12 protein-coding genes are annotated in these 13,976 nt (G+C 74.6%); 8 read left to right on the forward strand and 4 right to left on the reverse strand.

The genetic code is table 11. The features are described from left to right. Positions 1-295 precede the first annotated feature (295 nt). The 5 genes from ACZ3IG_RS01820 to ACZ3IG_RS01840 all read left to right on the forward strand — a co-directional run bounded on the left by ACZ3IG_RS01820 (position 296) and on the right by ACZ3IG_RS01840 (position 5,150). Entirely contained in the window at positions 296-730 is a 435-nt protein-coding gene (locus tag ACZ3IG_RS01820) for an NUDIX hydrolase (RefSeq protein WP_467429157.1), read from the forward strand. Between the two features lie 444 nt (positions 731-1,174). Continuing rightward, on the forward strand, positions 1,175-2,941 hold the full coding sequence (locus ACZ3IG_RS01825) for a TIGR03767 family metallophosphoesterase (protein WP_467428034.1): 1,767 nt from the start codon (positions 1,175-1,177) through the stop codon (positions 2,939-2,941). 23 nt (positions 2,942-2,964) lie between these two features. Then, positions 2,965-3,150, forward strand: a complete 186-nt coding sequence (locus ACZ3IG_RS01830; RefSeq protein WP_467428035.1) for a hypothetical protein — start codon at positions 2,965-2,967, stop codon at positions 3,148-3,150. A 113-nt stretch (positions 3,151-3,263) separates the two neighbouring features. Next, on the forward strand, positions 3,264-4,172 hold the full coding sequence (locus ACZ3IG_RS01835; protein ID WP_467428036.1) for a zinc-binding dehydrogenase: 909 nt from the start codon (positions 3,264-3,266) through the stop codon (positions 4,170-4,172). Between the two features lie 33 nt (positions 4,173-4,205). Beyond that, positions 4,206-5,150 carry an AraC family transcriptional regulator gene (locus ACZ3IG_RS01840; protein WP_467428037.1) on the forward strand — a complete coding sequence of 315 codons (945 nt, stop codon included), beginning with the start codon at positions 4,206-4,208 and terminating at the stop codon, positions 5,148-5,150. A 4-nt stretch (positions 5,151-5,154) separates the two neighbouring features. Here the strand turns inward: ACZ3IG_RS01840 and ACZ3IG_RS01845 are convergent, their stop codons facing one another. After that, positions 5,155-5,577 (reverse strand): hypothetical protein, encoded by a 423-nt coding sequence (locus ACZ3IG_RS01845; protein ID WP_467428039.1) that lies wholly within the window; start codon positions 5,575-5,577, stop codon positions 5,155-5,157. Positions 5,578-5,603: 26 nt separating this feature from the next. Then, positions 5,604-6,341, reverse strand: a complete 738-nt coding sequence (locus tag ACZ3IG_RS01850; protein WP_467428041.1) for a hypothetical protein — start codon at positions 6,339-6,341, stop codon at positions 5,604-5,606. Between the two features lie 215 nt (positions 6,342-6,556). On the opposite strand from ACZ3IG_RS01850, the gene ACZ3IG_RS01855 reads away from it, so the two are divergent. The 3 genes from ACZ3IG_RS01855 to ACZ3IG_RS01865 all read left to right on the forward strand — a co-directional run bounded on the left by ACZ3IG_RS01855 (position 6,557) and on the right by ACZ3IG_RS01865 (position 10,122). After that, on the forward strand, positions 6,557-7,264 hold the full coding sequence (locus ACZ3IG_RS01855; RefSeq protein WP_467428042.1) for a Crp/Fnr family transcriptional regulator: 708 nt from the start codon (positions 6,557-6,559) through the stop codon (positions 7,262-7,264). Between the two features lie 171 nt (positions 7,265-7,435). Further along, positions 7,436-9,880, forward strand: coding sequence for an ATP-binding protein (locus tag ACZ3IG_RS01860; protein WP_467428045.1), 2,445 nt, complete (start codon positions 7,436-7,438; stop codon positions 9,878-9,880). 11 nt (positions 9,881-9,891) lie between these two features. Next, positions 9,892-10,122 carry a hypothetical protein gene (locus ACZ3IG_RS01865; RefSeq protein WP_467428046.1) on the forward strand — a complete coding sequence of 77 codons (231 nt, stop codon included), beginning with the start codon at positions 9,892-9,894 and terminating at the stop codon, positions 10,120-10,122. Here the strand turns inward: ACZ3IG_RS01865 and ACZ3IG_RS01870 are convergent. Together ACZ3IG_RS01870 and pepN are read right to left on the reverse strand one after the other, a co-directional pair. Then, positions 10,119-11,159, reverse strand: coding sequence for a hypothetical protein (locus tag ACZ3IG_RS01870; protein ID WP_467428048.1), 1,041 nt, complete (start codon positions 11,157-11,159; stop codon positions 10,119-10,121). The genes ACZ3IG_RS01865 and ACZ3IG_RS01870 overlap by 4 nt on opposite strands. A 185-nt stretch (positions 11,160-11,344) precedes the next feature. Further along, complete coding sequence (pepN, locus tag ACZ3IG_RS01875; RefSeq protein WP_467428051.1) at positions 11,345-13,924, reverse strand: aminopeptidase N; 2,580 nt, start codon at positions 13,922-13,924, stop codon at positions 11,345-11,347. Positions 13,925-13,976 lie beyond the last annotated feature (52 nt).

Here is a 13,976-nt window from a genome sequence, read left to right on the forward strand (position 1 = left end):
TCCCTTGCAGGTAATCGGCATCCCTTGTGGGCTGTGGTCTACGGGCACAGGCACGGAAACGATCGGAGCCGCTCTGCTCTGATCGCCGTCGTCCGGAATGTGATCTCGGATGACCGCTCAGCTTTACGTAAGGGGTCGCTGTTTGGGGAGTGTTCACCGGGGCGGGCAGGAGTCATGGCGTACTTCCGCCATGCGTCACCGGGGACATAAGGGGCGGTGCATGACAATCGAGCGGGGGGCTCTGCCGTCGGCCCGTCCGGCGGGTTAGCGTCCCGGCGTGCGACGGAAACTGCGGGTGGCGGCCTACGCCCTGTGCGTACGGGACGGACACGTGCTGCTGGCCCGGTCGCCGGGGCCCGGCGGGGTGCCCGAGTGGGTGCTGCCGGGCGGCGGCATGGAGCACGGCGAGGACCCGTACGACACCGTCCGGCGGGAGGTCGCCGAGGAGACCGGCTACCGCGTCGAGGTCACCGGCCTGCTCGGCGTGGACTCGTTCCGCTCGGTCCGCCCCGGACGGTTCCGCCGCCCCGTCGACCACCACGGCGTACGGCTCGTCTACGAGGCCCGCGTCACCGGCGGCACGCTGCGGCCCGAGGTCGGCGGCTCCACCGACCTGGCCGCCTGGCAGGACCTCGACGCGGTGCCCGGCCTGACCCGGGTGCCGCTGGTCGACACGGGGCTGCGGCTGTGGCGGGAGCGGCCGGCGACGGGGCGGCTGCCCGGGGTGTAGCGCCACCCCGGCACTCCGCCGCCGCCCCGGTACTCCGCGCGCCGCCCCGGTACTCCGCCGCCGCCCCGGTACTCCGCGCGCTGTCCGGTACTTCGCGCACCGTCCCGGCACCCCGTGCGCTGCCCGGTACTTCGCGCACCGTCGCGGCACCCCGCGCGCTGCCCGGTACTCCGCACCGTCCCGGCGCCCCGCACCGTCCCGGCACCCCGCGCGCGGCCCGTTACCCCGTCAGGTGAACGCCCGGCGACCGTTTCCCGGCCAGTCGCGGAGCGGTCGCGAACGCGCAGGGCATCGCATGATCCACGTACCGTGATCGGCGTTGCCCGTTGCCGCCCCGTTCACGCACAGGCCATCCCCGGTGCCAAGCATCCGGTAGAGCGGACGTTCGCGGTTGCGACCGTCCGCGGTCACCGCCGACGCGTTCGCACTCGGGGAGAGAAGCGCATGTCGCGCACACGCTCAACCACCGGCTCCGCGCCGGGCGTCCACCGCCGCTCCGTCCTCGCCGCCACCGCCGCGGTGGCCGTCGCCGGGGGTGTCGGCTACGGCCTGCGGCCCGACGACGCCGCGGCGACGGCCACCACGGGCACCGACGAGACGGCGGCCCTCGCCTCCTCCCGCCGGGCCCCGGCCGCCCCCCTCGCCCCCTACACTCGCGGCACCACACTCGCCGCCCTCGCCACCCCGCGCTCCGGCTCGGGCTCCGGTTACCGGCGCCTGGCCGACGGCCCCGGCTGGGACCGCGTCGTCCGCGACGGGCTGGCCGCCGCCCGGTCCGGCCGGGCGGGGCGCCGCACCGCCCTCGCCGCGTTCGTGCAGCTCACCGACCTGCACCTGATCGACACCCAGCACCCGCTGCGCCTCGAATACCTGCGCTCCACCGACGTGCACGCCTGGCGTCCCCAGGAGGCGCTGACCGTGCAGGGCGCGATCGCGCTGGTCGAGCGGGTCAACGCGCTGCGCGGCGCCCCCGTCACCGGTTCCCCGCTGCACTTCGCGATGACCACCGGCGACAACACCGACAACAACGCCCGCACCGAACTGGAGTGGTTCCTCACCGTCATGAGCGGCGGGCGCGTCACCCCGAACTCCGGTGACCTCCGGCACTACGAGGGCGTCCAGAACAGTGGCATCACCCAGTACTGGCAGCCCGACGCGGCCGTCCGCGACGCCGACAAGAAGCGCGGCTTCCCGCACCTCGACGGCTTCCTGACCGCCGCGACCCGCGAGGTCCGCAGCCCCGGCCTCAATCTGCCCTGGTACTCGACGGTCGGCAACCACGACGCCATGCCGCTGGGCTGCTACGCCTCCCACGGCGACTCCTACCTCACCGAGCTGGCCGTCGGCGGACGCAAACTGATGGAACTGCCCGCCGCCGAGGCCGCCAGGCTCCAGACCGCCCTGAAGAAGGCCGACGACCCCGAGGGCGCCCTGTACCGGGAGTTCCTCAAGGCGCACGCCCGCTCCATGCGCTCCGTCACGCCGGACGAGCGGCGGGCCCCCTTCACCCCGGCCGACTACCTCAAGGCCCACCTCGACCCGGCCCACCTCGGCCCCGGCCCGCACGGCCACGGCTACTCCACCGCCAACGTCGACGCCGGCACCCAGTACTACAGCTTCCGCATCTCCGACGACGTGATCGGCATCAGCCTCGACACGACCGACCCCGGCGGCCACTACGAGGGCTCCCTCGGCGCGGGGCAACTGCGCTGGCTGGAGCGGACGCTGAAGGACAACGCCGACTCCTACGCCATCGTCTTCAGCCACCACACCAGCGAGACCATGGACAACACCCGCCCCGACCCGGCCCACCCGGACGACCGGCGCCACACCGGCGCCGACGTCGTCGACCTGCTGGGCCGCCACCGCAACGTGCTGGCCTGGGTCAACGGGCACATCCACCGCAACGCCATCACCCCGCACGAGGGTGCCGACGGCAATGCCTTCTGGGAGATCTCCACCGCCTCCCACGTCGACTTCCCCCAGCTCGCCCGCGTCATCGAGGTGGTGGACAACAAGGACGGCACGCTGTCCCTGTTCACCACCCTCGTCGAGTCCGCCGCCCCGTCCGGCACCGACTTCACCGACCTGTCCCAGACCGGCCTGGCGGCCCTCTACCGCGAACTGTCCCTCAACGCCCCGGGCGCCCGCACCGACCTCGCGGGCGACGCGGACGACCGGAACACGGAGCTGCTGCTCAAGAAGAGGTAGGGCCGCGCCGGCGGGCGAGGTGGGTGAGGTCCTCGGAGCTGGTCGGCGACGCCGTACGGCACGGGCGGCTGCCCGGACACGAGCTGCGGCTGCGGCTGAGGGAACTGGAGGGCGGCGTGCTGGGCGCGGCGCTGGAGCGGTTCCCGCGTGCGGACGTCGGCAAGACGGTGCGGGCGCGGCCGGCGCCGGGAAGGCCCCCTTGCGGATGACACAGATCGTCAACTGATCGAGCCGCACGGGACTGGCCGCCGTCCCGGCCCTGCGTGAGGGTTTTCCCGAGCCGAGTCTTCCGGCGCTGTCCCGAGAGAAGGAAGCACACCCTATGCGCGCCCTTGTGGTCGCCCACGGCGAGGCCGGACCCGTCCGGTTCGCCGATGTCGACGAACCCGTACCGTCCGCCGGAGAGGCGTTGGTGGAGGTACGGCATATCGCCCTCAACTTCGGAGAGCTGAACTACGTGGACCAGTGGCCGGCCGGCGCTGTGCACGGCCATGACGCGGCCGGCGTCGTGGTGCGCGCCGCGTCCGACGGCTCGGGGCCGCCCGAAGGCACGCGCGTCGCGGTGGGGATGGCTGCGCACGCGTGGGCGGAGCGGGTGGCGGTCGGCCCCGCCTCGCTCGGCACCGTCCCCGAGGGCGTGGAACTCGCCGACGCCGCCGCGCTGGGCATCGCCGGGGTCACCGCGCTGCGGGTGCTGCGCACGCGTTCCCTGCTGGCCCGCGACGTCCTGGTCACCGGCGCCAGTGGGGGCGTGGGGCGCTTCGCCGTCCAGCTGGCGGCGCTGGCGGGCGCCCGGGTGACGGCGCTGGCCGGCTCGCCGGAGCGGGCCGCCGGACTCCGCGAACTGGGCGCCGACGAGGTCCTGAGCGACCTGGCCGGGACCGGGCGCCGGTTCGACCTCGTCCTGGACACGGTCGGCGGGCCGCTGCTGGCCCAGGCGTGGGGTTCCCTCGCCGAGGGCGGCACCATCCACCTGGTCGGCTACTCCTCCGGGCAGGACACCACGTTCCCGGCGGGGACCCTGTTCGGCTTCGGTGAACCCCGCCGCATCGCCACCTACGGCGACATGACGCCGACCGGCGGAGAACTCACGGACCTGCTGGGCCTCATGGCCGCCGGCAGGCTCTCGGCACCGGTCGGACGGCGCGGCGACTGGCGGGACGTGGACGACGCCGTGCGGGCGCTGTTCGCGCGGAAGGTGCACGGAAAGGTCGTCCTCGACGTGACCTGAAACTCCACCGCGGCGGCGGACGAGAATGGGCCCATGGACGTGCTGGCGGAGGTGTTGCGGGTCTCGGGGGCGCGGGGAGCGCTCGGGGTCGTGCTGAAGGCCGGGGGGACCTGGGGCATGTGGCTGGACTCCTACCCGGGAGCGGCGCTGCACGTGGTCTCCCGCGGCACGGTGTGGCTCCACGTCCCCGGCGAGAAACCTCTCCGGGTGCGGGCCGGGGACGCTGTCCTGATGGCGCCGGGCACCGCCCACGGGATAGCGAGCGCCGCCGGCGTGACGATGGGTTCCTGCGACCGCGAGGCGGCGGCCCGGGCGTTCGGCGCCGGCCGGGCCCTGCGGCTGGGTTCGGCGCCGGCGGAGACGGAGGTGATCGTCCTGCACTACGAGCAGGACCCGGAGGTGAGCACCCCGGTGCTGACCTCCCTCGCCCGGCCGATGCACGTCACAGCCGACCAGAACGCGCAGTTCGGAAGGACCGTCGAACTGCTCACGGCGGAACTCGCGCAGCCCCAGATCGGCACCACCGCCGCCGTCAACAGCATCGTCGACCTGCTGCTCGTCCAGTTCGTACGCGCCTGGCTGGCCCGCCACCCGCAGGAGCGGTCCGGCTCATGGCTGGGCGCGATGCGCGACCCGGTCGTGCGCGACGCCCTGGCGCACGTCCACGCCCGGCCGGAGCACCCCTGGACGACGGAGACCCTGGCCGCCGCGACGAGCGTCTCCCGGGCGACGCTGTCCCGCCGGTTCAGGGCCGCCCTCGGACAGACGCCGGGCGCGTACGTGACCCAGTGGCGCGTCGACCTGGCCTCGGTCCGGCTCCGCGACACCGACGAGCCGGTGGAGTCGATCTCCGGTGCCGTCGGCTACGCCTCCCCGCACGCCTTCAGCCGCGCCTTCCGACGGGCCCGGGGCATGCCCCCGGGCGCGTACCGCTCCCGCCTCCGCCGCCGCGCCGACAGGCCCGCCGCAAACGGATGACACCTCACCCCGGCGTGTCATCCGTTCCCGGAGCCCAGTGCGCGTGCTGCGTGCCCTGCTGCACGGCGAACACGGCCGCGCCGTCCCGCGCCGTGTTCGTCTGCCGCAGCACGGACGCGCCCGGACCGGCCGCCGCGGCGAGCCCGGCCAGCAGCGGCCCGCAGGACGGGTCGCGGCGCAGCAGCGCGGCCAGCTCCAGGGACCAGTACCCGGACAGGACGCGGCGTACGTCGTCCGGCGCCCCCGCGTCCCGGAGCAGCGCGGCGTCGTCGTCGAGCCGGTGCTCCATCGCGGCGCCCCGGCCGTCACCGGACCGGCGGAACAGTCCGACGACCGTGTTCCGGGTCTCCTGCCACACGTCCGTGGCCATGGCGGCGACCAGCGCGGCGGCGCCCGACTGGGCGAGGAGGGTGAGTTCGTCGTTCATCGGTGCTCCTCCACGGGGTGCCGGTCTCAGCGGCCTCGGGTGACGGTGATGTGCTGGTCGCCGTTCTGACTGGCGTTGACGACACCGCCCCGCGAGGCGTTGTTGACCATCGTCGAGCCGCCCGCCGGTGCCTCGGGCCGGCGGTCCCGTGCCCGCCCGGCCGGCTTCGGGAGCGCCGGGGTCCAGCCGGGGGTGTGCAGCCAGGCGTGGGTGGCGAGTTCCTTCACCTCGACGTCCACCCGGTGGAACTGGCCGGGGTCGATGCCCTCGTAGCCGTGCCGCACCGTCTCGTCGTAGAAGTGCTGCGACATCAGCAGGCAGAGGGGGACCGGCCACGGCGCCGCCGCCAGCGCCTCGCGCGCCGCGGGGGCGTCCAGGAGCCGGGCCAGCGTCTCCAGCGGGCTCCCGGCGACCTCGCCGCCGGGCATCAGACAGACCTCGCCGGCGTGCAGGGCGACGCGGACCCGGAAGCGGGTCGCCGCGTCGCGGGCGGCGCTGTTGTGGGCGGTCAGCAGGTCCGCGAGCGCGTGGACGAGCGGATGGACCAGGTTCGCCTTGCGCGTCCCGGCGGGCGCGACCAGCCGCAGCCCGTCGCCCAGATCGGCGCGCGGACACGCCTCCCAGTCGACACCGCCGCGCGCGCAGGCCGCGCGCAGCACCGAGCGCAGCGTCTCCCGGTTCTCCAGCAGCGGCATGTTGCCCCGCCCGGACGACTTCTCGATGTCCACGGCCAGCACGGCCCGGTACTCCCACTGCTCATCCATGCGGCAAGCGGCCCTTCTCGGCGATCGGTGGCGCGGGGCGCGGCGCGGAGCCCGCACGTACGACGGGCCCCGCGTCGGCTCCCCCGCGTCCCAGTGTGGCGCGGGGGCCGTGCGAACAACTCGTAGGAATACGGGGAGTTGTGGGGTTCCGGAGACTTTCCGGTGCGCACACTGGTCCGGGCGGCACCACCGGACCCGTCGGGGAGGCGGAGACCATGAAGGCAGGGCACGCGGACCGCGCGGACGGCGACTGGCCGCCGGCGACCCTGCTCGGCGGCCTCGGCCCGGCCGACCGGCGGCGGCTGCTGGAGCTGGGGACGCGGGTGGCGTACCCGGCCGGCCGGGTGCTGCTGCGCGAGGGGGACCGCACGGACCACGTACTGATCCTGCTCGACGGCCTGGTCAAGGTCACCGCGCACGCCGACGACGGGCGCGACGCCCTGCTGGCCGTACGGGTGGGCGGGGACGTCGTCGGCGAGTTCGCCGCGGTCGACGGACGCCCCCGCTCGGCCACGGTGACCGCCTGCGGACCGGTGCTCGCGCGCAGCGTCACCCGCGCCGACCTCGACGCCTGCACCCGTACCGAGCACCGGATCGCCCACGCCCTCCAGCAGGCCGTCGTCGCCAAGCTGCGCGCCGCCACCACCCACCGGGTCACCTTCACCGGCTGCGACGCGGCGACCCGGGTGGCCCGTGTCCTGCACCACCTGGCGCTGGCCTACGGCGAACGCAGCGGCGCCGGCGCCGAGATCCGCTGGCCGATCACCCAGCAGGAACTGGCGACGCTCGCGGGCGCCTCCGAACCCAGCGTGCACAAGACGCTGCGCCGCTTCCGGGAGACGGCGGTGGTCACCCCCGGCTACCGCTCCATCCGCGTCGACGACCTGCGGCGCCTGCACGCCATCGCCTACGCGGAGCACTGAGTTCCGTATCTCCGCGGTGACCGGAGCCCGGCGCCTCCGGTTGTGAGGGACGGGTGCCGACCGTGGCGGGTCCGCCGGGAAACCGTATTTCTACGGTGGCCAGGTCGGCGTACGGGACTAGCGTGACGACCCGTTCCACGGACCGACGGCACGACAACGGGGTGAGAGGGAATGGCCGGAAACGCCGACAACGCCGACAACACGGACGAGGACGACGTGCGCGCCGACAATCGCGCGGACATCGGCGGGGACGCCAACGCGCCGGTGGTGGTGGGCTCCAACAACCTGGTCATCGACGCGGACCACGGTTCCACGGTGACCGTGCTCATGGAGCGCCGACGGCCGCGGCCGGGACGCCGGGACACGGTGGCGCTGCTCCCGCGCCGGCAGCGCGCGCCGCTCGGCCGGGAGGCCGAACTCGCCGCCGTCGCCGCCGCCGTCGCGGCCGGCGAGACGGTGCAGCTGTGGGGAGAGCCCGGCGTCGGCAAGAGCGCGCTGCTGCGCTACGCCGCCCGCGCCCTCCCGCCGGGCGAGGACGGGGTGATCTTCCTCGACGCCGCCCGGCGCGAACCGGAGGACCTCGCCCAGGACATGTTCGAGGCCTGCTACGAGACCAGCGGCTACGCCCCCTCCAGCAGCGACCTGCGCCACCTGATGGCCGGCCTCAGGCCGACGGTGTACGTCGACAACGCCGACTACCCCGCCCCGCGGCTGCGCGCCTTCATGGACACGGCGCCCGACGCCACGTTCGTCCTGGCCTCCCAGGAGGGTTCGCTCAGCGGGACCGACGGCACGGCGCGGCGGCTGACCGGCATCGACCTGGACGCGGCGATGGAACTGCTGGGCCGGGAACTGGGCCGGCACGTGGTCGAGGCCGACGAACAGGACATCGCCGCGTCCCTGTGGGAGGCCGCGGCCGGCCGCCCGCTGCCGCTGCTGCGGGCGGCGGCCCTGGCCCGGCTCGACCCGTCGGGCCCGGCCGTGCTGCCCCGGCCCGGCGCGGTGGCCGAACTGCTGCCCCGGCTGCTCGCCGGACTCGACACGCCGGCCCGGCGCGCCCTGCACCTGCTGGCCATCGTCGGCGCCGACCTCGACCCCGTGCACTTCGGTCTGCTCGACGGCGCCCCGGACCCGGGGGCGCTGTGCGCGTCGCTCGCCAGGCTCGGCCTGGCCGAGGAGACGGAGCGGGGCTACCGGGTGGTGACGGACGTCGTACCGGCGCTGCGGGAGCACGGCGGGCCCGCGCCGTTCTCCGTGGAGCAGCTGTGCCACCACTTCGCGCGGTGGGCCGGGCAGGCGACGACGAGCGCCGCCCAGGTCGCCGCGCACAACGGCGCCCTGGAGCGGGTCGCGGACCTCGCGGTACGGGCCGGCCGCCCCGACCTCGCCGTCCGGGTCGCCCGCGCCGCCTCCCCGGCCCTCGCCCGCTCCCTGCGCCTCGGCGTCTGGGGCCGCCTCCTCGACCGGGGGCTGCCCGCGGCACGGCGGGCCGAGGACCGGTGGGCGGAGGCGTACTTCACGCACGAGCAGGGCATCCACGCGGTCCTGACCGGCAACCGGGTCGCCGCCGGGGTGCTCCTGGCCGGAGCGGCCAAGCTGTGGCACGACCTGGGCGACACCCAGGGCGCGGAGGCGGCGCAGGCGGCCCAGCAGTACCTGCCCCAGCAGCCGCCGGCCGCCGACCCGACACCGGCCGCCCCGACGCCCGACGGGGGCGCGGAGCCCGTGACGCCCGACCCGCCCTCCCTGGAGCCGACGTCCGCCCAGCCGATGGACGCGGCGGGCCCCGACCCGGTATCCGCCCAGCCGGCGAACGCGCCGGGCCCCGACCCTGCGTCCGCCCAGCCGGTGAACGCGCCGGACGCCCACACGATGTCCGCGCACCCGGCCGACCCGCCCGGCGTCGACCCGTCGTTCGCGCACCCGCAGGGCCCGCCGACCGGCACCGACCCCTACTCCGTGTCCAGCGCGACCACTCCGCCCCCCGACCTGTCCACCGTGCACGCCACACACACCGCGGCGACGCACTCGGGCGCGGGCGCCGCGGGCGCCGGAGCCGCACCGATGAGCACGGGAGCCGCCGCGGTCCTCAAGGTGGCCGCGGCCGTCGCCGCCGTCGTCATCGGCGGCGTCGCCGTCGACCAGTACCAGGACGCGCGGAACAGCTCCCACAGCTCCGCGACGATCCCGAGCTACTCGTCCACCTACTCGTCCACGTACACGCCCACCTACACGCCGGACACGAACATCTACGAGGAGGAGGAACCGGAGCCCGAGCCGACCGGGCTCGCGGGCGTGTGGCAGATCAGCGACGGAAGCACGGTCCAGTTCACGGAGTCGGAGACGGGAAGCTACACGACCCTGTGGCGGGACAACTGCGGCGAGACGCACACCACGGAGTACACCGGCGGCGGCAGCACCTACAGCGCCACGCAACCGGTCTACGACGTCAACGACACCACCTGCGACGCGGACCCCGTCGGGGAGGCGTCCCTGACGGTCACGCTCGGCTCGGACGCGGACACCGCGGACTACTCGGTCGAGATGACGTCCGCCTACCAAGAAGGCGCGCAGTGCTACAGCTGCGGGTCGTACACCCTGACGCGACTGTCCTGAGGAGCCGGCTGATGACCGACAAGAAGAAGCCTTCCCACAACTCCGTCCACATCGGCGGCGACGCCCACGCCCCCGTCATCGCCGGCGACGGCAACCGCGTCGACGTCCGCACGCCCGAGCCGACCGCACAGCCCGCCGGCCCGGCCATGCACAACACGGCGGACCAGGGCGCCACCGTCTACGCCGTCATGAACGGCAACCAGTACCTCGACCGGCCCGCCCCCGAGGCGGCGGACGGCTAACGGGGCAGCACCACCAGATACGCGGCGGGCTCCCGGTCGCCCGCCGCCATCAGCGCCGTACGCACCACCACCGCCTGCTGCTCCGGGAAGTCCCGCAGCCCCCGCGCGGTGAGGTGGACGACGGTGACGCCCAGCCGCTCCAGGCGCTCGCGCTTGCGGGCGGCCCGGGACGCCTGCGCGTCGTCGCCCGGCCGGTGGCCCCGCGTGTCCAGTTCCACCGCGACCGCGTGGTCCGGCCAGTAGGCGTCCAGCCCGCCCAGGCGGGGCCCGCCGGGCAGGCGCAGTTCGACGTTCCAGACCGGGTCCGGCAGCCCGTACTCGCGCACCATCCGGTACAGCCGATCCTCCGTGATCGCCCGCCCCTCGGCCACCAGCGACTCCACCGCGTCCACCACGTGCGGCCGGCTCAGCAGCCGGGCCCGGCGCAACTCCCGTACCACCGCCGCCGGTTCGCAGTGGCCGCCGCGCACCGCCTCGGTCAGCAGGCGGTGCACGGCGCCCGCGTCGGTCAGCACCGCCACCGCGTCGGCCAGGGCGCGGGCGACCGGCGCCACGGGAACCCCGGTGACGGTCTCCGGCTCCGGCGGCGCGGTCGCGCGGACGATCCGCGCCCAGCCGGCCGACCGCAGCCGCCGCTGCCGGGGCACCAGGACGTCGACGGTGTCCAGGGACGGCAGCGGGGGAGCGCCGGCGACACCGTGCAGGGTCAGCGCGGCCAGTCCCGTGATCATCGCCTCGGACCGCCCGGCACCGGCCTCCCCGCCCGGACCGGGCTGCGCCGGCACGCCGCCCGCGGCCCGCTGCGGCGCCGCGTACAGCAGTACGGCCCGCAGCCGTTCCTCGCCGGTCGGCGGGCCGGAGCGGAGCAGGACGACGCCGGGCAGCAGCCGCTGCCAGGGCCCGCCGGGCCGGCACCGCTCGTCGGTCTCGGCGGCCGTGACGCCGTGCGCGCGGAGCTGGGCGGCGGTCAGGACACGCCCCGAGCCGGCGGCCAGGTGGTGCGAGGGGCGGGGCGAGAGCGGGGTGTTGTGCGTCATGAACCGAAATTTCCCGCATCCAGGCCCTCTTTTAACCCCTGTGACAAGACCGCCACCGAATCCGGACAAGACCGCCTTTCGGGACGCCAGTTCGGATACCGGAAACCCCTGGCCCGCCGGTTGCGGACCAGGGGTTACGGGACGGATCGCGCCGGTTGTGCAACAGAGGGACGCGGCGGTGTGCCTCAGCCGGCGGCGGCCTCGTCGCACGCCTGCCCGCGCAGCGCCCTGCCCAGGTCGTCCCGCGCCTCCAGCACCAGCCGCCGCAGCGCGGGCGCGGCGTCCTCGTGGGACGCCAGCCACGCGTCCGTGGCCGCCAGCGTCCGCGGCGAGTCCTGGAGCCCGGGGAACAGCCCCCGGACCACGTCCATGCCGATCTGGATCGACCGCTCGCTCCACACCCGCTCGATCACCGCGAAGTACTTCTCCGCGTACGGCGCGGTCAGCTCCCGCTGGGAGGGCTGCGCGAAGCCCGCGATCGTCGCCTCGACGAGGGCGTTGGACAGCGCGTCCGACTCCACCACCTGCGCCCACGCCTGCGCCTTCACCGCCGCCGACGGCCGGGCGGCCAGGCAGCGCACCTGGTGGCGCTTGCCGGAGGCGGTGTCGTCCCGGGCCAGCTCGGCGGCGAGCACCGTCTCGTCCACCGCGCCGTGCGCCGCCAGCGGCTCCAGGAACGCCCAGCGCAGCTCCTGGTCCACGTCCAGGCCGTCGATCTTCTCGGTGCCCTCCAGCAGCCCGCGCAGCAGCGCCAGGTCCGCCTCCTCGGCGGCCACCGCCGCGAAGAAGCGCGCCCACGCCAACTGCGGCTCGCCGCCCGGGGCCGCGGCCCGCAGCTCCCGCAGCGCGCCCTCGGCCAGCAGTCGTCCGCCGGTCTCCCGCCAGGCGGGGGCGGCGTAATGGGTCAGCGCCGAGTCCGCCCAGGCGTGCAGCATCTGGAGCACGCCGATGTCCGACTCGCGCCCCGCGAACCGCAGCACCAGGCCGACGAAGTCCCGCGCGGGCAGCAGCGCGTCCCGCGTCATGTTCCACAGCGCCGACCAGCACAGCGCGCGGGCCAGCGGGTCGGTCATGTCACCGAGCCCGTCCCGCAGCGTGGCCAGCGAGGCCGTGTCGAACCGGATCTTGCAGTACGTCAGGTCGTCGTCGTTGACCAGCACCAGCTCCGGTGCCTGCTGCCCGGCCAGCTCCGCGACGACCGTCCGCGGACCGTCGACGTCCGCCTCGGCCCGCGCGTACCGCTCCAGCGCGCCGCCCCCGCCCCGCCGGTACAGTCCGATCGCCACCCGGTGCGGACGCAGCTCGGGGTGCGACTCGGCGGCCTCCTGCACCACTGCCAGCTCGTCGATCCGCCCGTCGGTGGTGAGCAGCACCTGCGGGGTCAGCGCGTTGACCCCGGCCGTCTGGAGCCAGGACCGCGCCCAGGCCGCCATGTCCCGCCCGCTGGTCTCCTCCAGCACCGACAGCAGGTCGCCCAGGCGGGTGTTGCCGTACGCGTGCCGCTTGAAGTAGCGCCGCGCGCCCTCCAGGAACGCGTCCTGGCCGACGTACGCCACGAGCTGCTTGAGCACGGAGGCGCCCTTGGCGTACGTGATGCCGTCGAAGTTGAGCTTGGCGTCCTCCAGGTCACGGATGTCGGCCGTGACGGGGTGCGTGGAGGGCAGCTGGTCGGCGCGGTACGCCCATGCCTTGCGGCGGTTGGCGAAGGTGATCCAGGCGTCCTCGAACCGGGTCGCGCCGACATTGGCGAAGGTGCCCATGAAGTCCGCGAACGACTCCTTCAGCCACAGGTCGTCCCACCACTCCATGGTGACCAGGTCGCCGAACCACATGTGCGCCATCTCGTGCAGGATCGTGTTGGCGCGGCCCTCGTACGACGAACGCGTCACCTTCCCGCGGAAGATGTACTCCTCCCGGAAGGTCACCAGCCCCGGGTTCTCCATCGCCCCGAGGTTGTACTCGGGCACGAACGCCTGGTCGTACTTGCCGAACGGGTACGGGTAGTCGAAGTGGTCGTGGAAGAAGTCCAGTCCCTGCTTGGTCACCAGGAACACGTCGTCGGCGTCGAAGTAGGGCGCGAGGCCCTTGCGGCACAGCGCGCCCAGCGGGATCTCCAGCCGCGACCCGTCCGCGAGGGTCCGCTCGTAGGTGTCCGTCACGTAGTGGTACGGCCCCGCGACCACGCACGTGATGTACGTCGAGATGGGCTTCGTCTCCGCGAACCGCCACACCCCGTCCACGCGCTCCCCGGCGCCGCCCGACCACACCGTCCACTCCTCGGGCGCCCGCACCTCGAACCGGAAGGGCGCCTTCAGGTCGGGCTGCTCGAAGCCCGCGAAGACCCGGCGGGAGTCGGCCGGCTCGTACTGGGTGTAGAGGTAGACCTCGCCGTCCTCCGGGTCGACGAAGCGGTGCAGGCCCTCGCCGGTACGGGAGTACGCGCACTGGGCGTCGACGACCAGCTCGTTGTCGGCGGCCAGGTCCTCCAGGGCGATCCGGGCGCCGTCGAAGACCTCGCTGGGGTCGAGGTCGCGGCCGTTGAGGGACACGGCGGTCACGCTCGGCGCGACGAGGTCGGCGAAGCTGGAGGCACCCGGCTCGTTGCAGCGGAAGCGGACCGTGGTGACGGACCGGAAGGTGCGCGGGCCCGCGCCGTCCGTGTCCCCGACCGCCGACCGGACGTCGAGGGACACCTCGTACCCGTCGACGGACAGCAGGGCGGCCCGCTCCCGGGCCTCGTCACGGGACAGATTCTCACCGGGCACGGGCGGCACTCCCTCGGCGCGTGTTCAGGATGTGGACAGCACCGATCCTCCC

This window comes from Streptomyces sp. NPDC016677, assembly GCF_055562815.1.

What these genes read in the sequence shown, in the direction of transcription:
- ACZ3IG_RS01845 (WP_467428039.1), bottom strand. Translation starts at nt 5,577, where the DNA reads ATGAACGACGAACTCACCCTCCTCGCCCAGTCGGGCGCCGCCGCGCTG.
- ACZ3IG_RS01870 (WP_467428048.1), bottom strand. Translation starts at nt 11,159, where the DNA reads ATGACGCACAACACCCCGCTCTCGCCCCGCCCCTCGCACCACCTGGCC.
- ACZ3IG_RS01850 (WP_467428041.1), bottom strand. Translation starts at nt 6,341, where the DNA reads ATGGATGAGCAGTGGGAGTACCGGGCCGTGCTGGCCGTGGACATCGAG.
- ACZ3IG_RS01840 (WP_467428037.1), top strand. Translation starts at nt 4,206, where the DNA reads ATGGACGTGCTGGCGGAGGTGTTGCGGGTCTCGGGGGCGCGGGGAGCG.
- ACZ3IG_RS01860 (WP_467428045.1), top strand. Translation starts at nt 7,436, where the DNA reads ATGGCCGGAAACGCCGACAACGCCGACAACACGGACGAGGACGACGTG.
- ACZ3IG_RS01865 (WP_467428046.1), top strand. Translation starts at nt 9,892, where the DNA reads ATGACCGACAAGAAGAAGCCTTCCCACAACTCCGTCCACATCGGCGGC.
- ACZ3IG_RS01825 (WP_467428034.1), top strand. Translation starts at nt 1,175, where the DNA reads ATGTCGCGCACACGCTCAACCACCGGCTCCGCGCCGGGCGTCCACCGC.
- ACZ3IG_RS01835 (WP_467428036.1), top strand. Translation starts at nt 3,264, where the DNA reads ATGCGCGCCCTTGTGGTCGCCCACGGCGAGGCCGGACCCGTCCGGTTC.
- ACZ3IG_RS01855 (WP_467428042.1), top strand. Translation starts at nt 6,557, where the DNA reads ATGAAGGCAGGGCACGCGGACCGCGCGGACGGCGACTGGCCGCCGGCG.